Origin of the sequence: Mesorhizobium sp. M0954 (genome assembly GCF_040319155.1) — a bacterium.
Classification (GTDB): domain Bacteria; phylum Pseudomonadota; class Alphaproteobacteria; order Rhizobiales; family Rhizobiaceae; genus Mesorhizobium.
The window spans coordinates 1-24,046 of the sequence record NZ_JAMYNR010000026.1 but is presented as its reverse complement, the minus strand read 5'-3'; the positions used below and the strand labels follow the sequence as shown (position 1 = coordinate 24,046).

At 60.9% G+C, this 24,046-nt stretch carries 18 protein-coding genes and 6 pseudogenes; 17 read left to right on the top strand and 7 right to left on the bottom strand.

Features of this window, described 5'->3' with window-relative positions; translation table 11 throughout:
* Window positions 1-9: 9 nt before the first annotated feature.
* Window positions 10-1,635 carry a LuxR C-terminal-related transcriptional regulator gene (locus NKH93_RS26605; RefSeq protein WP_352973559.1) on the top strand — a complete coding sequence of 542 codons (1,626 nt, stop codon included), beginning with the start codon at window positions 10-12 and terminating at the stop codon, window positions 1,633-1,635.
* Between the two features lie 621 nt (window positions 1,636-2,256).
* Window positions 2,257-5,652: an AAA family ATPase gene (locus NKH93_RS26600; RefSeq protein WP_352973558.1), complete on the top strand. Its 3,396-nt coding sequence runs from the start codon at window positions 2,257-2,259 to the stop codon at window positions 5,650-5,652.
* Between the two features lie 352 nt (window positions 5,653-6,004).
* On the opposite strand, the gene NKH93_RS26595 is transcribed toward NKH93_RS26600, so the two are convergent.
* On the bottom strand, window positions 6,005-6,694 hold the full coding sequence (locus NKH93_RS26595; RefSeq protein WP_502896499.1) for a phytochelatin synthase family protein: 690 nt from the start codon (window positions 6,692-6,694) through the stop codon (window positions 6,005-6,007).
* Window positions 6,695-7,134: 440 nt separating this feature from the next.
* Here NKH93_RS26595 and NKH93_RS26590 point away from each other — a divergent pair, with 440 nt between their 5' ends.
* The 4 genes from NKH93_RS26590 to NKH93_RS26575 all read left to right on the top strand — a co-directional run bounded on the left by NKH93_RS26590 (window position 7,135) and on the right by NKH93_RS26575 (window position 10,300).
* Window positions 7,135-8,217, top strand: a complete 1,083-nt coding sequence (locus NKH93_RS26590; protein WP_352973557.1) for a type 1 glutamine amidotransferase family protein — start codon at window positions 7,135-7,137, stop codon at window positions 8,215-8,217.
* A 123-nt stretch (window positions 8,218-8,340) separates the two neighbouring features.
* Window positions 8,341-9,363, top strand: coding sequence for an AraC family transcriptional regulator (locus NKH93_RS26585; protein ID WP_352720505.1), 1,023 nt, complete (start codon window positions 8,341-8,343; stop codon window positions 9,361-9,363).
* Between the two features lie 110 nt (window positions 9,364-9,473).
* On the top strand, window positions 9,474-9,632 hold the full coding sequence (locus NKH93_RS26580; protein WP_352643551.1) for a hypothetical protein: 159 nt from the start codon (window positions 9,474-9,476) through the stop codon (window positions 9,630-9,632).
* An 8-nt stretch (window positions 9,633-9,640) separates the two neighbouring features.
* Complete coding sequence (locus NKH93_RS26575; protein WP_352973556.1) at window positions 9,641-10,300, top strand: SDR family NAD(P)-dependent oxidoreductase; 660 nt, start codon at window positions 9,641-9,643, stop codon at window positions 10,298-10,300.
* A gap of 264 nt (window positions 10,301-10,564) precedes the next feature.
* Here NKH93_RS26575 and NKH93_RS26570 read toward each other — a convergent pair whose 3' ends face one another.
* On the bottom strand, window positions 10,565-11,404 hold the full coding sequence (locus NKH93_RS26570) for a class I SAM-dependent methyltransferase (protein WP_352973555.1): 840 nt from the start codon (window positions 11,402-11,404) through the stop codon (window positions 10,565-10,567).
* Window positions 11,405-11,839: 435 nt separating this feature from the next.
* Here NKH93_RS26570 and NKH93_RS26565 point away from each other — a divergent pair, with 435 nt between their 5' ends.
* From NKH93_RS26565 to NKH93_RS26545, 5 genes and pseudogenes are all read left to right on the top strand, one after another.
* Entirely contained in the window at window positions 11,840-12,064 is a 225-nt protein-coding gene (locus NKH93_RS26565) for a M15 family metallopeptidase domain-containing protein (RefSeq protein ID WP_352973554.1), read from the top strand.
* Window positions 12,065-12,082: 18 nt separating this feature from the next.
* On the top strand, window positions 12,083-12,202 hold the full coding sequence (locus NKH93_RS26560) for a M15 family metallopeptidase (RefSeq protein WP_352973553.1): 120 nt from the start codon (window positions 12,083-12,085) through the stop codon (window positions 12,200-12,202).
* A gap of 239 nt (window positions 12,203-12,441) precedes the next feature.
* Window positions 12,442-13,470 (top strand): sulfate ABC transporter substrate-binding protein, encoded by a 1,029-nt coding sequence (locus NKH93_RS26555; RefSeq protein ID WP_352973552.1) that lies wholly within the window; start codon window positions 12,442-12,444, stop codon window positions 13,468-13,470.
* 12 nt (window positions 13,471-13,482) lie between these two features.
* A pseudogene (locus NKH93_RS26550) lies at window positions 13,483-14,444 on the top strand (sulfate ABC transporter permease).
* A 131-nt stretch (window positions 14,445-14,575) separates the two neighbouring features.
* Complete coding sequence (locus NKH93_RS26545) at window positions 14,576-15,616, top strand: sulfate/molybdate ABC transporter ATP-binding protein (protein WP_352973551.1); 1,041 nt, start codon at window positions 14,576-14,578, stop codon at window positions 15,614-15,616.
* 11 nt (window positions 15,617-15,627) lie between these two features.
* On the opposite strand, the pseudogene NKH93_RS26540 reads toward NKH93_RS26545, so the two are convergent.
* Window positions 15,628-15,879 (bottom strand): annotated as a pseudogene (locus NKH93_RS26540) (GNAT family N-acetyltransferase); the annotation flags it as partial.
* Between the two features lie 361 nt (window positions 15,880-16,240).
* On the opposite strand from NKH93_RS26540, the gene NKH93_RS26535 reads away from it, so the two are divergent.
* On the top strand, window positions 16,241-16,843 hold the full coding sequence (locus NKH93_RS26535; RefSeq protein WP_352973550.1) for a sulfotransferase family protein: 603 nt from the start codon (window positions 16,241-16,243) through the stop codon (window positions 16,841-16,843).
* A 377-nt stretch (window positions 16,844-17,220) separates the two neighbouring features.
* On the opposite strand, the gene NKH93_RS26530 is transcribed toward NKH93_RS26535, so the two are convergent.
* From NKH93_RS26530 to NKH93_RS26520, 3 genes and pseudogenes are all read right to left on the bottom strand, one after another.
* The gene (locus tag NKH93_RS26530; RefSeq protein WP_352642094.1) at window positions 17,221-17,658 is read right to left on the bottom strand and encodes a recombinase family protein; all 438 of its coding nucleotides are present in this window, start codon (window positions 17,656-17,658) and stop codon (window positions 17,221-17,223) included.
* A gap of 331 nt (window positions 17,659-17,989) precedes the next feature.
* A complete protein-coding gene (locus NKH93_RS26525; RefSeq protein ID WP_352973587.1) occupies window positions 17,990-19,816 on the bottom strand; it encodes a heavy metal translocating P-type ATPase in 1,827 nt (608 codons plus the stop codon).
* Window positions 19,817-19,939: 123 nt separating this feature from the next.
* A pseudogene (locus NKH93_RS26520) lies at window positions 19,940-20,212 on the bottom strand (transposase); the annotation flags it as partial.
* A gap of 268 nt (window positions 20,213-20,480) precedes the next feature.
* On the opposite strand from NKH93_RS26520, the pseudogene NKH93_RS34365 reads away from it, so the two are divergent.
* Window positions 20,481-20,618: pseudogene (locus NKH93_RS34365) on the top strand (IS110 family RNA-guided transposase); the annotation flags it as partial.
* A gap of 91 nt (window positions 20,619-20,709) precedes the next feature.
* Here NKH93_RS34365 and NKH93_RS26510 read toward each other — a convergent pair.
* The gene (locus NKH93_RS26510) at window positions 20,710-22,074 is read right to left on the bottom strand and encodes a hemolysin family protein (RefSeq protein ID WP_352642092.1); all 1,365 of its coding nucleotides are present in this window, start codon (window positions 22,072-22,074) and stop codon (window positions 20,710-20,712) included.
* A gap of 44 nt (window positions 22,075-22,118) precedes the next feature.
* Here NKH93_RS26510 and NKH93_RS26505 point away from each other — a divergent pair, with 44 nt between their 5' ends.
* The 4 genes and pseudogenes from NKH93_RS26505 to NKH93_RS26490 all read left to right on the top strand — a co-directional run.
* Window positions 22,119-22,457, top strand: coding sequence for a hypothetical protein (locus NKH93_RS26505; protein ID WP_352973548.1), 339 nt, complete (start codon window positions 22,119-22,121; stop codon window positions 22,455-22,457).
* Window positions 22,458-22,488: 31 nt separating this feature from the next.
* Window positions 22,489-22,791: pseudogene (locus NKH93_RS26500) on the top strand (response regulator); the annotation flags it as partial.
* Window positions 22,792-22,805: 14 nt separating this feature from the next.
* Window positions 22,806-23,126, top strand: a complete 321-nt coding sequence (locus NKH93_RS26495; protein ID WP_352973593.1) for a hypothetical protein — start codon at window positions 22,806-22,808, stop codon at window positions 23,124-23,126.
* A gap of 354 nt (window positions 23,127-23,480) precedes the next feature.
* Window positions 23,481-24,046 (top strand): annotated as a pseudogene (locus NKH93_RS26490) (hypothetical protein); the annotation flags it as partial.

The window sequence follows — 24,046 nt, the reverse complement described above, 5'->3', positions numbered from 1 at the left end:
GGATGCCTCGTGACATTTTGCCTGGCCTGGACAGTGAACCGGGCAACGTGTTGTGGATCCGTGGATGCTAGGAGCGGCAACGACTTGGCGGGATCGTACAGATGGAGTGTTTTTGGTGTCGCATCTGTAGTATTTTCGCTGCGTCGCGAAATCGGTACGTTCCCGACCATACGCGCCGCGGATCGGAATGACGCAATGCTTGACGCAGTCGGCAATCCTCTGACCGGGCTTTCGGACCGGGAGCGGGTGGTCGCTGCGAAATTCGCCGAAGGCATGACCTATCGTGAGATCGGCGAGACGCTGTTCATCGCGCCGACCACCGTTCGAACCCATCTCTCGGTGGTCTATCGAAAGCTTGGCGTTCGCAGCAAAGTGGCGTTGGCAAGCCTGCTCTCGAGTGAGAGCCGGCAAGAGTCCGGACAAGCTCGTTTCGAGGGTCTGTCGCCCGGCGGCTCCGGGCCACCGGTCATCGCCGTCCTGCCCTTTGAAAATTTGAGCTCGGACGAGCGTTGGGGAAGGCTGGCCGACGGTTTGTCCGCCGATATTATTGTCGATCTCGCGCGTTACTCCGCCCTTGCGGTGATTGCCCGCCAGACGATGCTGATGTTCAAGGGAAGGCGCGATGATCTGCGCTCCATCGGTCGGGAGTTGAATGCCGACTATTTGCTCGAAGGGAGCCTTCAGGCTACCGGCGAGCAGTTCCGCATTTCGGTGCAGCTTGTCGATGTGAGGAGTGGTGCCGGTCTTTGGGCGGCGCGATACGATCAATCGGCCGACAATCTGTTTGCTACGCAAGACATGGTCACCGAGAACGTCGTCAATGTCCTTGTCAGCTGCTGCGGCAAGCTTGCCCACCTTGGACGGGATGTCATCCGGCGCAAGCCGCCCGCCAGCCTGGGTGCCTATGACTACTATCTGCTCGGCGTCGAACAGCACAATGTGTTCACCCGCACCTCGAACGTGGAAGCAATCCGTCTCTTGTCGCGCGCAGTCGAACTCGACCCGGGGCTGGCGCGAGCCTGGTTGACGTTGGGATTTTCTTACGCCGTCGAAGCCTGGTACGCGAGTAATCCATCCGTCTCGCTGGAACGCTGGTACTCGTGCATGGAACAAGCTCTTTTGCTCGATCCGGGAGACAGCATGGCCCGTCAGGGCATGGCCGACATTCGCGCGGCGCGAGGCGACTTGGGAGCCGCTGCCGAGGAACTCGATCGCGCTTTGGCCGCCGCTCCAAACGATGCCGATACGCTGGCGATGATTGCCGGAAGCCGAGCACTGGTGACAGGTGATCCGCAGCAGGGCTGCGTGTTGATCCAGAGGGCTCTACGTCTCAACCCGCTAGCTCCGCTCTGGTACTTCAGCATGCTTGGTCGCACGAATTTCGTGGTCGGGCGCTACCGGGAGAGCGTCGTGGCGTTCCAGCAGAGCCCGCCCGACTCGCCGGCCACCCTGTTGTTCCAGTCGATGGGACATGCGATGCTCGACGAAGTACCACAGGCCGCGAAGATCGCCGCCCGATTGGCGAGCGAATTCCCCGGCTTTACCGTCGAGGGGTTCATCAGAACCTATCCGGTCACCAATCCTCCCGCGCTTGTCGCCATCCGCGAAGGTGCACGGCGGGCCGGATTGAGATAGCTTCTCCGCTAGCGCTTGCGGCCGGAGCCAGTTCTTGGATTGCGCTCCATTTCTTGCCAGCTTTCATCGATGATGCAAAATCGCACTCGTCAGAAAGACAGTTTCTGAAGGCCGCCTGAAGAAGCACTGGAAATGTGGGTCAAGATCGCGACCTTATCGACCGTTCGTCTGTACGTCAGGATTTGGCGCTCCTTTCTCGTTCCAATCGGCGAGAGGGAAGGCAAAAAAACACCCAACCAAGTCGATTGACGCTCATTTAGGGCGTTCTCGAGGGCGGATGTTCGAACCAGCGGGACGCGCCATTTCGCGCCATTCGAGTCGCGCCTCCTAAGCCGACCTTCACGCACTGGCCGGAGTCGACCCTAAGCGGAAGCTCGCTTGCTCCGGGTCAATTCACGGCCATGACCCTTCGTCGACGTTCAAACCTTGCATTCTGAACGGCTGCTCAGGGTCATCAGTTCCGGCTCCGGAAGGACATTCTTGCGCCGCCATTTCCCGACATGTCTGGTCCTATTAAATTGGACCTTCAGGCTGAGGCCGAATCGACTCTTCTCGGACCCGTTTTCACGCGACCATGATGGGCTTTTGGTGTATGATTGTACTTTCATACAGGAGGGGGACGTGGACGTCGCCACCTGGCTTCGCGGTATCGGCCTGGGACAATACGAGAAGGCCTTCCGCGACAACGATATTAGTGAAGAGGTTCTTGCCCACCTGACGGCCGAGGATTTGACGGGAATCGGCGTGACCTCCGTCGGCCACCGGCGCAAGCTGCTCGATGCGATTGCCTCACTGGCCCTGGTTTCGAGGTCGGCGCCCATTGGCGCATCCGCATCGCTGAAAACGGCGCTGCCTTTATCCGCCCCGACAGAGGCAGAGCGGCGGCAGCTCACGGTGATGTTCGTCGACCTCGTCGGGTCGACCGAGCTAAGCCATCAGCTCGACCCCGAAGAGCTGCGGGCGGTGATGCGGAGTTACCGAAGCGCGGTAACCGAAGAAGTGGACCGTTTCGGGGGGCACGTCGCCAAGTTCTTGGGCGATGGCATTCTTGCATATTTCGGCTGGCCGAAGGCACAAGAGGACGCGGCTGAACGGGCGGTCAAGGCTGCCCTTCGCATTGTGGCGGCAGCTGGTGGAATCAAGACGCAAGAGGTTCCTCACCTTCGTGCACGCATCGGCATTGCCACAGGGTTGGTGGTCATCGGAAGCCTAGGGGGAGGGGAGGCAGAGCGCCCGGACGAGATCGTCGGGGAGACGCCGAACCTCGCAGCACGGCTGCAGCAGGCCGCAGGGCCGGACCAGGTTGTGATTTCCGAAACCACCCGGCACCTCGTCGGAGGGATTTTCGACCTGGAGGACCTGGGAAGGCAGCCGATCAAGGGGATCGGCCCCTCGGTAGCCCTCTGGCGGGTCCACGGCATCGGGCGCAGTGAAAGTCGGTTCGAGGGACTTCACGGCACGATGCTCACGCCGTTCGTCGGCCGAGGCCGCGAGATCGATCTGCTGCTCGAGCGCTGGGGGCGGGTCAGGCGAACGATGGGCCAGTTTGTCCTCGTAACCGGGGAGCCCGGGATCGGAAAATCGCGACTGGTGCGCTTTCTCGGGGATCGACTGAGAGGGGACCGGCTCCAGGAAATCCATTTCGACGCCTCGCCGTACTACGCGAACTCGGCGCTACGGCCCGTCATCTCGGAAATCCGGCGCTCCGCGGAGTTTGCAAGCATTGACCCGGGCGAAACACAGCTCAGGAAGCTCGAGCTTCTTCTGGGAAGGGCTTTGTCCGATACCAGCGGCGCCATCCCTGTCATCGCCGATCTGCTCGGCGTTCGAACCGGCGAGCAGCATTCGTTACGTGATCTGACCCCTCAGCAGAGGAAGGCCATGACGTTTGCAGCGCTGCTGAACTGGGTTGAGGGGCTCGCGACGCGGCATCCGCTGCTCGTGGTCGTCGAGGACGCACAATGGCTTGACCCGACGACGCTGGAACTGGTCGATCGGATCAACGATCGGATCGCCCAATTGCCAGTGCTGCTGCTCGTCACTTTCCGGCCGGAGTTCAAGCCGGCCTGGAGCGGCGCACACGTTGACTGGATCGTGCTCGAACGGCTCGATCCGATTGAGGCGGCCGCAGTGGCCGAGGCCGTTGCGGGCAAGCGTCTTCCGCAGGAAGTCTTGAACGAGATCGTCGCGCACACCGACGGCATTCCGCTGTTCATCGAGGAATTGACCAAGGCGATGCGCGATCTCAACGTCCTTGTCGACGCAGGAGATCACTTCGACCTTTTGGGATCTCTGCCTGCAGTCACGGTTCCCGTGACACTTCAGGACGCGCTGATGGCTCGGCTCGACCGCCTGCCGCCCTCCGCAAGGCATGCCGCGCAAGTCGGTGCCGTGATTGGGCGGGAGTTCGATCGTGCGCTGCTGGCGAGCGTGAGCGACATGCCTGCCGGTGAACTGGAGACGGCGCTCTCGGAACTGATCGGAGCCGAGCTAATCTTGAGCGGCGGCACCGCGGCCAGCCCGGCACACATCTTCAAGCACGCTCTCATTCAGGACGCCGCCTACGAATCGCTCCTCAAAAGGCGCCGCCGGGAACTGCACGGCGCGATTGCCGACGCGCTGGTCAACAGATTCAAGGACACGGCCACAGCTCATCCCGAACTCGTCGCCGGCCACTACGGCAGGGCCGGGCTCGTCGGGAAGGCAGTGCCATATTATCAGGCTGCGGCACGCACGGCGATCATGCGCTCGGCGACAAAGGAAGCGCTGGACCAGCTCGATAACGGTCTCTCGCTTCTCGAAACGCTGCCGGAAGGCTTGGAGCGCAACCGATTTGAACTCGGGCTCCGCCTTGCGCTCGGGGATGCGCTCCGGGCGGCTAGGGGCACGGCGGCGGTCGAAACGGGCACCGCTTATGCTCGCGCCCGATTCCTGGCAGGGCAAACGGGAGCGGAGCGCGAGAACCTCCGGGCCAGCTACGGCGAGTTTCTCTGTTACTACAATCGCGCGGAGCTCGATCGCGCGCGCGAAGTCGCCAACGAGCTGATGCGCGCGGCGGCGCGCGCATACGGCGAGGGTGGCCCAATCGGAGTGGACGCAGCCGGATTCGTTGCCCTTTGGATGGGCGATTTTGCCACCGCACGCTCTTTCCTGGAGCAGCGGGTCTCGACAAGGGCACCTGACCTGGACCCTCTGCTCGGTGCGGACATCGCCGACGCCGGACCGAACCTCTACCTTGCCCGGACGCTGCTCATTCTGGGCTACCCCGAGCAGGGGTACCGGCGGTGCCGGCAGGGTCTGGAAACTGCGGAGAAAACGCGCCAGCCCTTCGCGATCGTGTTGGCTCTCGCCAACACGTGCGTCTACTACCACTTGTGCAAAGACTGGCTCGCCCTTCGGCGCGACAGCGAGCGCCTGATTGCTCTCGCGTCCGAAAAGGCCATGCCTGCAATGTTGAACAAGGGACGGGGCTTTCGAGCTGCCGCACTCATCGCTGAAGGAAATGCAACCGAAGGCCTCGAGACCCTCAAATCCTGCTGCGAGCACGACGTGAACGCCGGTTACCTGGTGATGATGCCGTACTACGAGTCCATTCTGGCTGAGGCTTACCTTAGTAGTGGCAACGTTGAAAATGCGCGACGCGTGCTGGACGACGCGTTCGAGCGTGCGACTTCGACCGGCGAGCGTTGGTTTGATGCCGAGCTGTACCGACTGAAAGGGGAGTTTGCTTTGCGCGAGCCTGGTCGCGACGGCGACTTGGCGGCGGAATCTTTCGACAAATCGGTAGAGACTGCCGGGGCGCAGGCCGCCAAATGGTGGGAGTTGCGAGCTGCGCCGCCCCCCCCACGCCTGTGGGCAGAGCGAGGCGCCGGGGAGAAAGCCCACAGTTTTCTGACACCCGTTCGCGACTGGTTCACCGAGGGTTTCGAAACCGCCGACGTCAGAGAGGCCGAGGCCCTGCTCAGCGAGCTGGAGCGTGCTACGCTATATGACACGCCCTCGGTTCGGCGGGAATAGCCTTGGCCGTTAGTTGGTGGAAGGGGCAGCGCGTTCAACGGGGCGCGGTCGCGCCAATTGCAGTCATTCCAGAACACACGTTTGACTGCCTGCTACTGGCGCACCTTACTCGTTCCAGTGGACGAGGCGAACAGCAACAAACCATCCATCTCGGCCATTGGCGGCAGCCAGTTGGTAGAGTTTGACCCTAGAACGCCAGCGTGTGAGACCACCGCCGCCGGGGCGAGCGCATGCCGGGTCGGCACCCACCGGGTTCATCGGCGGGCGGGGGCGGGATGGTTTGTGGGGCCCCGCATCAATGCGCGTGACCCCTCGCTCACAGACTGGATGATCGCGTTGAAGACGGTGATCACTATTGAACAGAAGCCGCCGATACCAGGACGAAGCCGCGGGTCTTGTTCTCGTTGTCGGAGTCCTGGGTGTTCATGGCATCGAAAAGCTCAGATGTCTTCACCCACACTGGAGGGTATTTATACCGTGCGACATCAAGGATGAGGAAGCGGTCTGATTTCCCATCATAGGCTGCTAGCGGCGAGATATGGCCGCCCTTCTCCTGTCCGATTGCCTTGCGGAGGTAGTTGACGATCACGAAATGGTTCGACTGGCCGAGATGGGAACTCGCCAGCTTGCGGAACTCGTCGACTGAGCTGTCGGCGGCATGATGGACTTCTGCCTTGACCGGCTGCGTCGCAAGAATTCCACCGATCTGATCGAGGGTCATACCTTTCTTCGCCAAAACATCTCGGGCGAGAATGGCGTCCGTTCGTTCATCGAGGACATTGTCCTGCGTGAAAGTGCGATATGGCTCGTACTCCGGAACCGAAGGCGCCGGTACATTGAGCGCGTTCAGCACCATGACGATGCTGGCGACACCGCAATAGGACTGTGTCTTCTGCGTCAGAAAGTTGCTTGCGAGAGGGAAATAGGCCTCCCGTGCATCGCTTTCGACGAAGTAGTTTTCGCCAATATCAGAACTAAAGCCGGCCAGATTGTCAGGAAGCTTCAGGGTTTCGGCGCTTGCGCTGGTGACGAACAGCCCCAATGCGACCACTGCCCCATGAACGAAGTGCTTAGACATGGCAACGTCTCCGCTGGGTGATCGTGCCACTATACCAGAAGGACGGGCGTGTATCACCATCCCCGTTCAGGGTCGAAGGTCGGGTTCGAGAGGAGGGGCCGTATCCGGCGCGCCCGGCCGACAACTTCGTTCAAAGTTCGGGATCTCCTCATGGCCGGCTGCTCTCGCCGCCAAAACCATCCAAATCGCTCTGAACGACCGAGTTCGACCCTTTTTGGCGGTCGTTCAATTGCGAGCGTCGCATGACGCGATCTGACCCAACGCGGACACTAGAGATTGGCGGCAATCGCAATTCTTCTGTCGCATCCTGCAAATGAATGCGACGGTGGGCCTGCTTACTTCCACCGATGAATGGCACGGGGCCCGATCTCACCCCGGCCGAAAGCATCGAGAAGGAACAAGTCATGCCCACCACCAAGCGCCGCGCACTGATCCTCATCTCGTCCGGCCGCCAGCTGCCGCTGGCCGAACCGGCCGACGTCAAGTCGATCTCGACCGGGTTCTTCCTGGTCGAGATGGCTCAAGTGCTCAAGGAGTTCGAGAACGACTACGAGTTCACCTTCGCCACCCCCGACGGCAACGCCCCGCAACTCGACATCAACGGTATGGCCCTGTCCGTGCAATCCATCGAGAAGACCGGCGCCAAGACCATCCCCCTCCGTATGCAGCAGCGCCGCCGCTCGTTCGATGTCAACAGCTTCCGGCAGCGCCACCCCGAGTTGGTCGCCCGCCGCGAACAGGATGTCCAGTTGCTGGAGCGCCACATCGGCCGGATCCCGGTCTCCGAACTATTGCCGAACAGCGAGCCTGAGCTCGCCGAGTACCGCCCCGAACTGATCCGCCGCCTCGACAAGCTGCCCGAGGGCACCTTCCACTCGCTGCAGGAACTCGTCCTGCGTCACCGCGACCCGGCCGATCCGTTCACTTTCGCCGACTTTGACTTCATCCACACCCCCGGCGGTCACGCCCCCATGGTCGACTTCCGTGACAACCCGTGGCTCGGCGAAACCCTCCACGTAGCCCGGGAGAACGGCGTCATCATCTCGCTGATCTGCCACGCGCCCGTGGCGGTGACCTCCACTCGGCAGCGCATCGACGCGCAGGGCCACCCCTACCTCGTCAGCGACAACCCGTTCCTCGCCGCCACCATCTCGACCGTCCCCACGATCGGCGAGCTGTTCGCGCTGCGGTTCCTCTACCCACGCGTCCCCGGCAAGAGGACCCGAACCTCCTACTTTGTCGACACGGCCGTCAAGGAAGCTGGCTTCAAACTTGCGAGCTCCCTCAACATCGCCGCCCCGCTACTGGCCTACGAGCCGTCCGTGCGGCTGCTCACCGGCAACGGCCCGCAGGCCATCGACCAGCAGGCCGCCAAGCTGCGCAGCGTCCTCACCGGCACCCGAGCCGCCCGGCGCGCCAGCGGCAAGCAGTTGAGCGAGCAACCGTTACCGTCCACCCTGCCGATCACACAGTGGGCGACCCGGTAGAGCAGATGGATCACTGGATCGGTGGCGGATTCGGGTACGCTGTGATCGAACTGGGGTCGGGCTAGACGACGATAGGACAGCGGCGCTCATATGCCGCCATTACGGGCGAGTGAAAGGCCTGCCATGACACGGCTACCAATCGACAAATGCAAAGTCCCACAGGCCTTTTGGCGCGCGGTAGAGCGGGCTGGCATCTCACCGGCGGCATTGTTGAGGCAAGCTCGATTGCCTGCGACGCTCCACATTTCCGAAGACGCTTGGGTCAACACCGCCCAATACTTCGACCTCTGGCAAGCACTGGAGGAGCTGTCGGGCGACCCCGCCATCGGGCTGCATATCAATGTGGCGGCAGATACAACGGTCCATCCCCCCGCGACCATGTCGGCCTTCTTCGCCAAGGATTTCCGCGACGGCCTCAACCGTCTTGCCAGGTTCAAGCGGCTTTGCACACCGGAAGAGCTGCACGTTATAGAACGTGATGGTGAGGCTTTTGTGAGCTTCTCCTGGATCCACGCCGTTGGCCCGGAGCCTGACGTAGCGGTCGATGTGACGTTTGCAGCAATCCTTGAACTGGGACGACGCGGAACAGGTCGTCACATCGTCCCGCTGCGAGTGGACATGACCCGAGCAGGCCCGACGACCCGAGCGCACAAGGAGTACCTCGGAGCGCCAATTACCTTCGGGGCGCCCAAGAACCAGCTGGTGCTGCGTGCCGACGATCTGGACCGACCATTCGCTGGGCACAACCCCGAGTTGCTCGCCATCCTGACACCGGCACTGTTGGCCTCACTCGACGAGATCGATGCGCAAAGCTCGTTGCCAGAACAGGTGAAGATTGTCCTGAAGCGGCGGTTGGCCAGCGGCAAGCCCGAACTATCGGACGTGGCCAACGTCCTGGGGATGAGCGAACGCACGCTGCAGCGCCGTATTTCTGAATCTGGGACGAGCTTCAGGCTGCTACTGGAGGCTTCGCGCCAGGAGGTTGGTCGCGAAATGCTGGCCAGTGGCGCGAACGCGACCGATGAGATTGCCTATCTCCTGGGGTATCAGGATACCAGCTCGTTCTATCGCGCCTTCCGCGAATGGGAAGGCGTCACCCCCGCACGGTGGCGCGAGCAGAACACCGAGGCCTCTCGCCTAAATTAGAGATTGGCGCCCATCGCCAGTTTTCTGTCGCAACCTGCAAATGAACTCGACAGGGGGCCTGCCTACCTCAAGAGAAGTGCCCAATGGCACCCAAATCATGAGGTAGTTTAATGTCGAAAATCTGGTTCATCACCGGTGCTAATCGCGGCTTCGGCCGAATTTGGACGGAGGCAGCGCTCGCGCGCGGCGATAAGGTTGTTGCCACCAGCCGCAGGCCTGATGCGCTTCAGACCTCGTCGAAAATTATGGCGACGCAATCCTTCCGCTAGAGCTGGACGTGACCGATCGCAATAGGGCCATCGCCGCGGTCGTAGAGGCACTGGATGCTTTCGGACGACTCGACGTGGTCGTCAACAACGCCGGCTACGGCTTGTTTGGCGCTGTCGAGGAAGTGTCTGACAAGCAGGTCCGAGACCAGATGGAAGTGAACTTCTTTGGTGTCCTGAACGTCACGCAAGCCGTGCTGCCGCAGTTCCGCAAGCAGGGCAGCGGCCACCTCATCCAGGTCACCAGTATGGGCGGTGTAATGGCATTTCCCAATCTAGGCGGCTACCACGCATCGAAGTGGGCGGTCGAAGGTCTCACGGAGTCGCTTGTGCAGGAGGTTTCGAAGTTCGGCATCAAGGTCACCTTGGTCGAGCCTGGCGGCTACGAGACTGACTGGGCCGGCGCTTCCGCTGTCCATGCAGCACCGCTTCCCCAATACGATTTCATCCGGCAAGACATGATGGCTATGGCCGAGCGGATGCCGGCGAATTTCGTGGGCAACCCCGCTGCGACCGGCCCTGCGATCCTCAAACTTGTTGACGCACCGGAGCCACCCTTGCGGCTACTTCTCGGAGTTGCGCCAACCCTGATGATTGGGGACATCTATGCCAAGCGCCTTCAGACTTGGAAGGATTGGGAGCATGTGACAATCGCCGCAACTGGCAAGTAGTGCCAAGCAGCACCAGCCGCACCTGCCAACTGGAAATAGGGACGCCGCGAGTTGCGGCGCCCTTCAATAACAGCGTAGTCCGCAATTGGCGCTGCCTGCTCGTTCCGCTCGACGAGACAGACGGCAGAGAACCACCCAACCAAGCCGTTTGACCCGCACTGGCGGCTGCTGAGTAGGCGAAGTCCGCATCGCCTCGATCGCGCTAAGAGCGGACATGCGCCTTAGTCTTTCGTGAGAGGCAGCCGCCCAGTGTCATGACTAGCTCTAGGCGTGCGACCAGGCGCCTACTTCCGAACGGCTCACGATGACGCTACCCGCCTCGATTTCGCGCTGCATCCGCTGTCCCAAAGTTTCAATATCGACCTCAAAGGCCGTCGCAACGCCCCGGCTCTGGATTTCCGGCAGCATCGTGACAATGAGTTCGGCGGTCTGGTGTGACCAGTCGAAGCCGCCATTGGTTCCCCCAACAACCGCCTCCATACGCATTGAGGGCGCGGTCAATCCAGCCGCGCGGAATGCCGCATCGAGCTTGATACCCATATTGGTCTCGATACCGCTGCGCCGGAACGTCTCGACGATCCATCGACAGCATTGGTCGTAGGTCGGCGCCGGCGGGCTGGATCGACAGCCGTCCCAATCCGGCTCATGGAAGACGATGGTCCCTCCAGGCCGGAGATGACGAGCGACGCCACGCAGCATGGCCACAGGATCGGCTTGAAACATCAAGAGGTAGCGGCCGATCACGGCGTCGAACGGTCGGTCGAACGAAAGTGCCGCGGGATCGCCTTCACGGAAGCTGACATTCTGGATCGGATGCGCCGCCGCACGCCGCTCCGCCGCCGCCAGGGCCGCTGGAGCCCGATCTGCGCCGATGACCTGACCTTCGCTGCCAACCATCTCGGAAACCAGGAATGTAACATCACCCGCGCCACAGCCCACGTCGAGCACGCGCATCCCGGCGCTCATGCCCGCAGAGAGCAAGATTCTTCGCGTGATCGGGTTAATGATGTCCGCCTGATGGCTGAGACGCCTGATCTCGCGATCGGAATGGACGAGAATATACGGGACGTGAACGTCGGCACCAGCGCCACCGGCGACTTCCATGGCCTGCCTCCCCTCATACGACTGTTCCCCAAATGGGGCATCGTGCTGGTCGACGACTATGCGCCGATGCCGCAGCCAGTCAACGAGACTCGCTGTCCACCTCAGCGCGAATGTCGCTTCAGGGTCACGACCGCCGGTTCCGCTAAAGGTCAGCTTTCGGGCCGCCAAATCGCCCCGGGGAAGGGTGGGTTCGGGTCATCGGCGTGAATTCGCCCTCGACGAACGAACTTCCGCTCGGGGTCGTCTTTGCCCGTTGGCGCGCTGTCGCAAATTTGGGCGCCGCCGCATCACGATTGGACCCTCAATCTTTCGCCATTCAACTCTGCTTGACCCCCCTAGCAACCGCGGCGCAGTGTTGCCATGCGTGCGTAATATGCGCAGTCCAATTGGGGTCGTCCTTGGTGAGTGCAGCGGACGTCAATACGGGCAGCCATCGTGACATCAAGCGCCAAGGATCTCATCGCCAAGGGCTATATCGGCGAACTGTCCACCCATTCGCGCGGCTCGACAGTCGAGGTCGCGATCGCGCGGACCGACCACAAGAGCGCGCCGAAACCGGCCTGCGGCGCGACCGATGCCGATATGCTCGATTTCGGCACTGGCTTCGAGTGTTCGACCCGGCGAGCGAAACGGCTCGCCGACCGCTCGCCAGTGAAGTAGCGGCAAACCGCGAAAGACTTGTCGAGCGCGATGCGCGCCGGCGGCTTCAACAATTATGCCCGCGAATGGTGGCATTTCACGCTGGAAAACGAGCCGTTTCCAAGAGAACGCTTCAACTTTCCCGTCGGCGCCGAGTAGCTCCGCCGGCCACCGTGGGATGAAACCCTCGTTGACCCTGCGCGGCCATTGCCGAAGGGCTGGCGGTTTCTAATTATCGCCTCCGGGAGCCCAGGATCCCGAGTCACGCTGTGTGAGGAAAAACATTCCTCATTTAGAGTAAAATAGGCGAAAAATTGCTTCACTAGGCCAAAAAGGCAACATTGAATGCATCTAAATTCTATTAAATCGGTAGATTTGGCGCGTCAACGGAGGCGGAAATGACCAAACCTCATTTCAGGAAACTGCTCGGCGCGCTGGTCGCCACATCTGTCCAGTTCGGCACGCTCGGTTTCGCGTTTGCCGATACCACCATTCTCAACGTGTCCTATGACCCGACGCGTGAGCTCTACAAGCAATTCGACGAGGCCTTTGTCGCCCACTGGAAGGCCGAGACCGGCGAGACCGTGACCGTCCAGCAGTCGCATGGCGGATCCGGCGCTCAGGCCCGCGCCGTGATCGACGGCCTCGACGCCGACGTGGTGACGCTGGGGCTGCAAGGCGACATCGACGCGATCGTCTCGAAAACGAAGAAGATCAATCCCGACTGGCGGACGAAGTTCGAGAACAATTCGGCTCCTTATACCTCGACCATCGTCCTCCTCGTCCGCAAGGGCAACCCGAAGGGCATTCACGATTTTGGCGATCTCACAAAGGACAGCGTCCAGGTGATCACGTCCAATCCCAAGACCTCCGGTGGTGGCCGGTGGGCCTACCTCGCGGCCTGGGCCTGGGCCAACACCAACGATGGCGGCGATGAAGCCAAGACCAAGGAATTCGTCGGCAACCTCTATTCCCATGTTCCGGTGCTTGACACCGGCGCGCGTGGCTCTACCGTGACCTTCGCGCAAAAAGGCCTTGGCGACGTGCTGATCGCCTGGGAAAACGAGGCCTATCTGGCGCTGGACGAGTTCGGCGCCGATCAGTTCGAAATCGTCATCCCGCCGACCTCGATCCTCGCCGAACCGCCGGTCGCCGTTGTCGACGCCAATGTCGATGCCAAGGGCACACGCAAAGTTGCCGAAGCCTATCTGAGCTATCTCTATTCCAAGGAAGGCCAGACGATCATCGCCAAGAACCACTACCGTCCGGCGAAGCCCGACCTGGTGCCTGCGGAAGATCTCGCCAAACTGCCGGAAATCAAGCGGATCAGCATCGACGATCCAATTTTCGGCGGATGGACGAAGGCGCAGCCTTACCATTTCGGCGACGGTGGTATATTCGACCAGATCTATAAGCCAGCGCAGTAAGATAAAATCTAGATCAGGACGACACCCGCCAAGGCGGGGTGGCGGTTCAGGCAGCCGAGCGTCATTCCGGGTTTCGGATTGACGCTCGGCTTCTCGCTTGCCTACCTCACCCTCATCATCCTCATTCCCCTGTCCGGGCTGATCTGGCGCTCGGCGGCGCTCGGCTGGACCGACTTCTGGGCGATCGTCACCGACCGCCGCACCATCAACGCGCTTGAAATCAGCTTCGGCACCGCCTTCATTGCCGCCGCCGTCAACGTCGTCTTCGGCACGATCGTCGCGTGGGTGCTGGTGCGCTACAGCTTTCCAGGCCGCCGTATCGCCGATGCCATGGTCGACCTGCCCTTCGCGCTGCCGACGGCGGTTGCCGGCATCGCGCTGACCACGCTCTACGCGCCGAATGGCTGGGTGGGTCGGCAGCCTATTGGCGCCGCTCGGCATCAAGGTCGCCTACACGCCGCTCCGGCCTGGTCTATGTACTTCTGTTCGGCGCGCAAGGCCTGCTCGGCGCCTGGCTTAAGGCGCATGGCATCGTCATCCTGTTTGCCGTGCCGGGCATCGTGCTGGCCACCGTCTTCGTCACCTTCCCCTTCGTCGCCCGCGAATTGATCCCGCTGATGCAGGAACAGGGCAATGGCGACGAGGAGGCTGCCCTGTCGCTTGGAGCCAATGGCTGGCAGGCGTTCTGGTACGTGACGTTGCCCAACGTCAAATGGGGATTGCTCTACGGCGTGTTGCTGTGCAATGCCCGTGCCATGGGCGAGTTCGGAGCGGTCTCGGTCGTGTCGGGCCACATACGCGGGCTAACCAACACCATGCCGCTGCATGTCGAAATCCTTTATAACGAGTACAATGCCGCCGCCGCCTTTGCCGTCGCTTCGCTGCTTGCCGGCCTGGCGCTCGTCACGCTGGTCTTGAAAACACTTCTCGAGATGCGCTACGGCGCCGAGATCGCCGCGACGCGCGGACACTGACAAATGCATGTCGCCCAAAAGTGTGTAGCGGTTTTTGGACAACGACATGCATAAAACAAAGATTTGATGTCGCCCAAAAGTGGGAACCGGTTTTGGGATAACGGCATGCATCAGCTACAAAAGGGATTTGCATGGAAGTTCGCGTTGCCAACGTGCGCAAGGAGTTTGAGCGGTTTCCGGCCCTCCGCGACGTTTCGCTCGACATCAAGTCGGGAGAACTGATCGCCCTGCTGGGACCGTCCGGTTCCGGCAAGACGACGCTGCTCAGGCTGATTGCCGGCTTGGAGCGGCCGACCCGCGGAAAGATCTTCTTCGGCGAAGAGGATGCCTCCCAAAAGTCGATTCAGGAGCGCAATGTCGGCTTCGTCTTCCAGCACTACGCGCTGTTTCGCCATATGACGGTCGCCGACAATATCGGCTTCGGCCTCAAGGTCCGGCACGGGCCGTCACGCCCGTCGGCGAAGGAAATCCGCCGCCGCGCCTCGGAACTCCTCAACCTCGTTCAGCTTTCCGGTCTGGAAAAACGCTATCCGGCACAGCTTTCGGGCGGCCAGCGTCAGCGCGTGGCGCTGGCCCGCGCCATGGCGATCGAACCGGCCGTGCTTTTGCTCGACGAGCCGTTCGGCGCGCTCGATGCGCAGGTGCGCCGCGAACTGCGCCGCTGGCTGCGCGACATCCACGACGCCACCGGCCACACCACGGTCTTCGTCACCCATGACCAGGAAGAGGCGCTGGAGCTTGCCGACCGCGTCGTGGTGATGAGCCAGGGCCGCATCGAGCAGGTCGGCACCGCCGACGAAATTTACGACACTCCGAACTCGCCCTTCGTCTACGGCTTCATCGGCGAATCGAGTTCGATTCCGGTCAAGGTCGAGGACGGCCAAGTCTGGATCGCCGATCGGCCGATCGGGCTTTCCGCGCCGCACGCACCGCAAGGCGAAGCGACGCTGTTCTTTCGCCCGCACGACGTCGATCTGGTGGAAGAATGCAACGGCTGCATCGCCGGCACGGTCGCCGCCAGCCGCCGCGTTGCCGATACCAGGCGGGTCGAGCTCGAAATCGGCGGCGAACGTCAGCGGGTCGAGATCGAGCTGCCCGTCGACCATCCGGCGGCGCAGAAAAGCCGGGTGGCATTCGGGCCGCGGCGCTGGAAGCTTTTTCCGGCTGCTTGATTACGAGGCGATTACCAACTTGTGCACAACAAGACGTTTCGGCCCGCTCTTTCAACGCGCCTTAGCGAGAGCACAAGGGTCATCGGATTTTTCGGGAAAGCCGCAAAGCCATAGTGCTCGTAGAAGGCTTTCGCTTCGTCCGATATGGCGTGAACAAGAAGGCCGCGAATCCCGAGGATCGTCGCGGCGTAACGCGTGCGCAGAACGGCGTCTTCCAACAGCGCGGCGCCTAACCCCTTGCCTTGCCAGCTTGTGTCCACGCTGCTCGAATGTCGCGCGGTCGACGTCGAGCAGCCTGATGGAGCAGGTCTGCACGGCCTTGCCGTTCAAGATGGCTTTGGTCACCGCGATCACGTTCCCGGCGGAAACTCGCCGTCGGTTGTCTCCCATCCCTGAAAGCCATCCACGTCATCGACCGGAGCAAGCGCTGCGTCAGCGGATAGTGGTGTCGATGCACGCGTCTTTCGCCACAGCGGCGCCAAGAGCCACCATTCCCGGCGCTTCTCCAATACTGACCTTCGCGCGCTACGGCTTGAGGCGATTCGGAGCTGACCTTCAAAACATATAGCGAAGTAAAGAAAACAGCGGTATTTTGACCAATTGAAATTCGTCGGGGGGGTGCTCATGGCTCTATATGTCATTGGCGCAGGCATGGGTCGCACTGGCACATATTCGCTGAAGCTCGCCTTGGAGCATCTTGGGTTCGGGCCGTGTCATCACATGGCAGATGTCCACGCCAATCCCGAGCAGAAGGCGCTGTGGCGCGCCGCCGGACAGGGACAACTCCCGACCTGGGATGCGGCATATGCCGGCTATCTTTCCGCGGTCGATTGGCCAACGGCGCATTTTTGGCGCGAAGTGAGTGACCACTACCCTCATGCAAAGGTTATCCTGACAGTTCGTGACCCGGAAGCCTGGTATGACAGCATGGCGCAAACAATAGGGCTCACGATGGATGCTGCTACCAATGATCCACAGTCCTTTGGTGTGGCGGTGGTTGGAAACACTGTCTTTGGCGGTCGATTTGATAACCGTGATCACGCAATCGCTGTCTATGAAGCACATAACGCTTCCGTGAAATCAACGCTGCCACCTGAGCGCCTTCTTACTTATCAGGTCTCCGAAGGGTGGGAGCCGCTTTGTGCCTTTCTCGATGTACAGTTGCCTTCCGAACCGTTTCCACGCACCAATTCGACTGCCGAATTTCGTGCTCGCATAGGGCGCTGAACGGCGGTTTTCCATCCCGGCCGGACCTTCCCGAGCCTCATCAGGCAATCTGATGTCTGAACGCACCAACCGACCACGTGCGCCAGTAGCAGTCATCCGATCGGACGAATCGAATGACCGCTTTGGCTAGTTCGGTTCGAATTCTTTTGCTCCAGGATGTGTTCCGCCGAACCAACCACGTAGGCAGCTGGTACAATAGCAATAACTGCAGGCCGGGGGTACGCGTCCGAGGAGGGCCGGTGCGTACGTCGCTGCGAAAGCGGCCAATTGCACCCACAATCAGCGAACATTCATGTTCGTCTGAGCGCCGATACGTCTCACAGTGGCGCTATGAACTCGGAAGATGCGAGCAATCTCAGCCGCGGGTGGACCATCATTCAGCATGCCGATGATTTCGGAGCGCTGATCGGACGTGAGTTTTGGGCGATGACCACCTTTTCGCCCGCGCTCCTGGCCACTTGAAGCCCCGCCATGGTGCGTTCCCGTACGATGGCTCGCTCGAATTCGGCGAAGGAACCGAGCATCAGCATCATCATGCGGCCTGCCGTCGTGGTCGTGCCGATTGCCTCGGTCAGTGAGCAGAACCCGGCGCCGGCGGCCTCGATCTTCTCAAGGATAAGGAGCAGGTCTTTGAGTGACCGCATCAGTCGGTCTGGTTTCCGGACAACCACGATGTCGCCTTCATCGAGCTCGCCAAGAAGCCGATGGAGCTCGGGTCGATCCCAGCGTCCTCCAGATGCTCGCTCCTCCGCGAGCCGCTTGCAGCCGGCGGCTTTGGCACCGCAGACAGGCCTGCGCGCTTCTCTGGAAGCCATACTTGGCCTACTCTGTCAGGGGATCAGATGGGTCGCTCGTCACGAAAACGACGACCAAAGGATCGAAGAAATCGCTGGGTCGTCAGGCGCAGCGCGATATTCGGAGATAACGATGAATTTCACGGACAGGCGCCTCTGGTACGGTGTGGCAGCCGTGATCGTGGTGCTGTTTGTGATCGGGTATGCGGCTGGGTGGTTTGGGGGCACACCGCCACCAGCGCCACAGCAGTAAGCGTACTCTGGTTGCGGTTGCCCGGTTTCGTGGACGATGCGAATTGGAGGCGTTTGTCGTCCAAAGAACTGCAAGCGCCTTAGGCTCCAAAGAGATGCGCTAAACATCTTGGATTCGAACGCGCAGCAGTTTTGCCGAATTCAGGAACACCAGGACATCTGGCCCCAAGTGCAAAATCGCTGCCTGGATAGGACCGATCCAGCCCATCAGCGCTGCGGCAATGCCCAAAACGTGCACAACACCGACACCGACAAAGATATTTTCCTGAATTGTCCGGTAAGCGCGTCGCGCAATCGCGCGCGCGCTGACAATTCTTGCCAGGTCATCCTTCATCAATGCGATGTCGGCGGCTTCCAGCGCTGCCTGCGTGCCGCCGCCGCCCATCGCAATGCCGACATCGGCGCGTGCCAGCGCCGGCGCGTCGTTGATCCCGTCGCCGACCATCGCCACGCGATGGCCCTGCTTTTGCAGTTCGGCGATGGCGGCGACCTTGTCCTGCGGCATCAGATTGGCACGCACTTCATCCACGCCGAGCTCGTTGGCGATGGTCCGCGCTGTGGCCTCATTGTCACCCGTCACCATCACCATGCGCTTGACCCCGGTTGCACGGAGCTTTGCCAGCGCTTCGCGCGCACCTGGTCGCAATGTGTCGGCAATCAGAATCACGCCCGCGAATTTCTCATCGACCGCGACGTGAACCGGGGTCTGTCCGCCCTTTTCGATCGCATCGGAAAGCGGCACGCCGGCCTCGCGCAGCAACGATGCATTCCCGACCAGCACGGTGCGTCCGGAGACCGTCGCCTTCACACCGCGCGCCTGCAACTGCTCGTACTGCTCCGGTTCCGGGACATCGATTTTCATCCGGGCGGCATAGTTGACGACCGCTTTCGCCAAGGGGTGAGCGGAGCGCCGATCGGCGGCGGCGGCAAGGCTGAGCAGATCAGCTTCCGAAAGCGTGCCGTCCTGCATTTCCACGCCGACAACCTTGGGCTTGTTCGCCGTCAGGGTGCCTGTCTTGTCGAACACCAGGACGTCGACCTTGGCCAAAGACTCCAGATAGACGCCCCCCTTGACCAGAATTCCACTGCGTGCGGCTCGCGCAATGGCTGCGATAATCACCAGAGGAGTCGCCAATCCGAGTTCGGCAGGCGATGTGAAAATCAGCAGAGTGACGATCATCCGAACGTCGCGGGTATAAAGATAAACCGCAACGAGGAAGATCAGCACGACCGGGATCAGCCATGACGCGACCTTATCCGCCAGTTTCTGGACGGGTGCCTGTTCCGCTTCGGCATTCTCGACCAGACTGATGATGCGGGCAAAGGTGGTGTCGGCACCAACCTTCTCGGTCTCGATGTCGAGGGCGCCGGATTCGACGATGGTTCCGGCAAAGACATCGGCGCCATCGCTCTTGTCCTTGGGAATGCTCTCTCCAGTGATCGATGCTTCGTTGACCGAAGCCGCTCCACCGACGACGTTGCCATCGACCGGGATCTTCTCGCCGGCCCGCACCAAGACAACATCGCCCGCGCGCAAATTCTCGATCGTGACCATGCGTTCGCCACCTGGGTCCCGCACAAGTGCCACCTGGGGCACCGAGCCGATCAGGTCTTTGATCGAGGCTCGCGCACGATCCATATTCAAATCGGCAATGAACTCTGCGATCAGAATGATCACCATGAGGACCGCGCCGGCGACGGTCTCGCCTCCGATCAGCGCTACCACCGTAGCGATGGTGACGAATATCTCGGTACCGATCTTGCGCTCTTTTACGAGGTCAACGGCGCCGGTCTTGACAAGCGGATACAAACCGATGGCAACCGCCCCCCACAAAGCTTGAATGGGAATCAGCTGTTGCCAGTACAGAAAGGCCATCAGGCCGGTAAATATAATGCGAGCGACTTCGGTCCAACGTTCGCGTGTCATCAACACTCGCCAACCCGATGGAACAGCCTTAGGCGCCGGCTCAACGCTTTCGGTGGCTGCTGTCTCGGATTTCACGATTGGCTCGCTATCTGGATTGCGGTCTTGGCTTGAAGCGTGAGCGCATCAGGATCGTGTCCCAGGGAGTGGTGTAGTTGACGGCTTGGTCGCCGCAGCTTCCGGCATGGGCCGGGAATGATCAGCGCGCCACAGCAGGCTGATGAGTGGATCATCGCTCATTTGGCTGATGGTTTCCAGCGTAATGTATCTCGCCCGCTGCACGGCTCATTCATCGTTCTGCTCGAGCAGGATCGCGCCAACCAGACGGACGATGGCGTCATCATTTGGGAAGATGCCGATGACCTCGGTGCGCCGCTTGATCTCGCCGTTGAGGCGCTCGGTAACCGGTATGATCATGATGGTGCCATCTGATCCCCCGCTGGAGATGCGAGATTTTCAGCGTATGTGTGACCATCCGGGACAGCGGCGCCGGGAGCACGCCAAGTGCGGGCAGGCCGATGTATTCGATAAGCTGCGAGCTCGCGTTAGTAGCTGGCCGCCCCTGCGACCTGCCCGGTTGCGCCGAGAGCGCGGATCCGTAGGTGTCGCATCGCCCGCCGGCTCCCGATTGTTCAAGGAGAGAGGGGGCCAATGACGTGTAATTGGAATGGACATCCACCGCACCTTTGCGGAAGTGGTTTTCTGCGAAGATGGCCGGCTGCGCCATCACGGACGGGTCGACATGACCGGCAACGCCATGGGGGTGGTGCGGGTGCTTTCGCCTTTCGTCGACCGGGTGATGGTGCATCAGTATCAGTCAGGTTGGATCACGCAGGATACAGTTGGTTCGCGGGCACCGGCGACCTCGACGAGGCCACGGCGGCCTATTCATTGGCCTATGTTCTGAGCCCATCTACCTCCGATGTTTCTTGCCGCCCCGTGGGAGAGTTCCTTCGTGCGAGCAGTTTGTCGATCCGCCGGCCATCCATGTCCACGATCTTGAAGTGCCAGCCGCCATACTCAAAATGTTCCCCGACCTCAGGCAGATGCCCCAGTCGAAACAGGGCAAATCCTGCGATCGTATGGAAGTCGCCTTCAGTTGGCCGTGCTCGAAAACCAAGGCGATCGAACGCGTCCTGGGCCGACATCATACCATCCACGAGAAGGGAGCCGTCTTCACCCTCGACGACATCCGGCTCTTCGCCTTCGATGTTGGGCAGGTCGCCGGCGATGGCTTCGAGCAAATCGGTCTGGGTAACAATTCCTTCCAGACTTCCGTACTCGTCGAGGACCATTGCTATGCGGACGGGCGCCTTCCTGAACTGCTCCAGCACTTTGAAAATCGGCGTTGATTCATGAACGACGAGCGGCTCACGGATGATCGCCATCGGATCGAGAACCTGCCCGTCAAGAACCTGGTCGAGCATGTCCTTCTTCAGAACCATGCCGAGTGGTTCATCGATACCGCCCTTGCCAACAAGGAGCTGCTCATGGCGGCAATCGCGGATCGTACGAAGAATCTCGGTTCGGTCATCATTCACGTCGATCCAGTCGATATCCGGCCGAGGCGTCATGATGTCACTGATGCGGCGCTCGCCGATGTTGAAGACCCGCTCGACCATCTCCCGCTGCGCCTGCTGCAACAGGCCGCCTTCCTGACTGGCCGAGATCAGAAGCTTCAGCTCGTCTGGCGAGTGCAATGAATCCTCACCGGTTCCCGGGCGCAGGCCGCAGAGTCGCAGAACGAGGTTGCCGAGACCATTCAGCATTAGAATCGCCGGCCTGAGCAGAAAGAGGAACAGACCGAGCGGACGCACGACCCAGAGCGCAGTGTCTTCGCTGCGCTGGAGCGCCAGACTCTTTGGTGCGAGCTCGCCAAGCACGATGTGAAGCGCGGTGATGATGATGAAAGCGATCGCGACGGCGACAGTGTGTGAGCCCGCAGTCGCCAACGACCCCAGCAGCCCGATCAAGAGAGGCTCGACGAGATGCGCGAGAGCAGGTTCGCCGATCCAGCCGAGTGCCAGCGATGAAATGGTGATGCCGAGCTGGGTCGCCGCCAGATTGGCATCGAGATTGTCGACGGCCCGCTGAAGCGCTGCCGCGTTCAGCCGCCCAGCCGCAGCGAGTTCGGCAACTCGGCTTCGGCGCACGGCGACCAGGGAAAACTCGGCGGCGACAAAGAAGCCGTTTGCGGCCACGAGTAGGAGAACCGACAAGATTCCAAGAATGTCGCTCAAACTGCCATCGCCTGTCGGCATGATATCCTCTTAATGACGCAATTGGATACGTCTCTGAAGCGCAAATGATGGCATTGCGCAATCGCTATCAGCATCACGATCGCCAGAAACATAATCCCCTGATGGCGATGGTGGTGCATCTACTAGCGACTGATCACGGTGCGGTCGAATACGTTGAATGCGGCAAAATGCGTGGTCCAGCCGTGGCTTGCAGCGCGGGTCATGCACCGACGCGCCCCGTTCTTGGCGTGGATGCGCAGATCGACATGAAGGCAGACGGCATCACGCAGCCCGTCGATAAAGCTCAAATGATTGGGCTTGAACTGCTGACGGTAACAGGGCTGAAGCCAACGCGTGATCTGCAGATGATGTCAAGCGCCTCTCCGCAAAGAGGTGACGCTTGATAGGCGGCTGCTTCCGTGCAAATGCTCCGGCATCCGAATTCTCCTCGTCGAAGACACGCGCGACGTTGGCGAGGCTATCAGCCGCCGCTTCGAAACGATCGACCACGCAGTCGATTGGGAGACGGACGGCCGTGCTGCCGCAGAAATCCTCGATTTCACCTGCTACGATCTCGTCATCCTCGACGTCATGCTGCCCAGCCTCGACGGGTTCGAAATCGTTCGACGGCTCCGGCAGGCAAGGAATACGACCCCGGTTCTGATGTTGACGGCCCGTTCCGAGATAGAGGACCGCGTTGGCGCGCTTGATCTCGGCGCTGACGACTATCTGGTCAAATCGTCACAGAGTTCATGGGTGCCAACAATCGCCTTGACGGCGTGGTCACCGCCATCAACGGCAACCGTGCGGAAATTGTCGCGAACGGCATCCATCTTGTGGGCAGTGCCCAGCAGGAGCTGACCGTCGGCGCCAAAGTCACCGCACTCGTCCGGCTTGAGCGGGTGACGTGGTCCGGGGAGGACGGCCCTGGACGTATCGCTATGACCTGCGTCGAGAGCCTTTTCCTTGGCGATCGGCATGAAGTCATTTTCGAAAGCAATGACCTGACCATCCGGACAGGGACGCCCTTCCGTCCGGCCGATACCATGTCGAGTTCCGGTTCGAGGATCTGATGGTCTTCGCGGCGGAATGAACTTCGGCGTTCACCACCAAGAGGATCATTCTTGCCAACCGGCATGAACATTCTCGAGCGGCTGACCTGCCACGGGCAATTTCCTCCATCTGAGATTAGAGTCCGGCTCGATTGAAGGGCGGACTGATGAAAAGAAGGCGGTTTACGGAAGAGCTGATCATCGCGGTCCTGCGTGAGCATGGGGCGGGGCAAAAGCGGGCGACCTGGCGCGCAAGCATGGGACCTCCGAGGCGGTTAGCCTTACACACGTGTTGAACGCGTGTTCGCTTGCGCATCACCGGGTATCAAAGCTAATGAAACCCGGAGAGGACTTGGCTGCTTCTGCAGGTGAAAAGTGCTGACTTTCTCATGGTTCTATCTCGCGTCGTGCCTGCTTGCGCTTGTAGCGCTCGTCGGCGTTCTCGAACTCGGGCTGCTTCCGGCACTGCTTTCGGGCCTTCTCGTGTTCAACATCGTTCATTTCGCCGCACCGATGCTCCATCGAATCGGCGTCTCCAACAGCCTGACGAAAAGCCTTGCGCTGACCTTGGTGGCATTGATCTTCACTCTCCTGGTAGCCGCCGCTATCTTTAGCGGCATGTCACAATTGACTGGCGGTTCGGAGAACGTCGTGACGCTCCTCAAGAAGATGGCCGAGATCATCGATACCGCGCGCGTCCATCTCCCATCCTGGGCGATGGCCTATTTTCCGTCGAACATCGAGGAACTGGAAGTCTTCGCGGCCCGGTGGCTCCGCGAACATGCCGGCCAGCTTCAACTCGTCGGGCGGGATGTTGGCGTCCTGGTGGTCCACATTGTCGTCGGCATGGTGATCGGCGGCTTGATCGCGGTGAGCTCGGCGGCGCCATCGCGCGAGCCCGGCCCACTGGCGGTCGCGCTGGCAGATCGTGTCAACATTCT

Bases quoted from the DNA above. Each gene is read 5' to 3' on its own strand.
- NKH93_RS26510 (WP_352642092.1), bottom strand. From the start codon at position 22,074: ATGCCGACAGGCGATGGCAGTTTGAGCGACATTCTTGGAATCTTGTCG.
- NKH93_RS26535 (WP_352973550.1), top strand. From the start codon at position 16,241: ATGGCTCTATATGTCATTGGCGCAGGCATGGGTCGCACTGGCACATAT.
- NKH93_RS26590 (WP_352973557.1), top strand. From the start codon at position 7,135: ATGCCCACCACCAAGCGCCGCGCACTGATCCTCATCTCGTCCGGCCGC.
- NKH93_RS26580 (WP_352643551.1), top strand. From the start codon at position 9,474: ATGTCGAAAATCTGGTTCATCACCGGTGCTAATCGCGGCTTCGGCCGA.
- NKH93_RS26530 (WP_352642094.1), bottom strand. From the start codon at position 17,658: ATGGCTTCCAGAGAAGCGCGCAGGCCTGTCTGCGGTGCCAAAGCCGCC.
- NKH93_RS26525 (WP_352973587.1), bottom strand. From the start codon at position 19,816: ATGACACGCGAACGTTGGACCGAAGTCGCTCGCATTATATTTACCGGC.
- NKH93_RS26570 (WP_352973555.1), bottom strand. From the start codon at position 11,404: ATGGAAGTCGCCGGTGGCGCTGGTGCCGACGTTCACGTCCCGTATATT.
- NKH93_RS26545 (WP_352973551.1), top strand. From the start codon at position 14,576: ATGGAAGTTCGCGTTGCCAACGTGCGCAAGGAGTTTGAGCGGTTTCCG.
- NKH93_RS26505 (WP_352973548.1), top strand. From the start codon at position 22,119: ATGATGGCATTGCGCAATCGCTATCAGCATCACGATCGCCAGAAACAT.
- NKH93_RS26585 (WP_352720505.1), top strand. From the start codon at position 8,341: ATGACACGGCTACCAATCGACAAATGCAAAGTCCCACAGGCCTTTTGG.
- NKH93_RS26495 (WP_352973593.1), top strand. From the start codon at position 22,806: ATGGGTGCCAACAATCGCCTTGACGGCGTGGTCACCGCCATCAACGGC.
- NKH93_RS26555 (WP_352973552.1), top strand. From the start codon at position 12,442: ATGACCAAACCTCATTTCAGGAAACTGCTCGGCGCGCTGGTCGCCACA.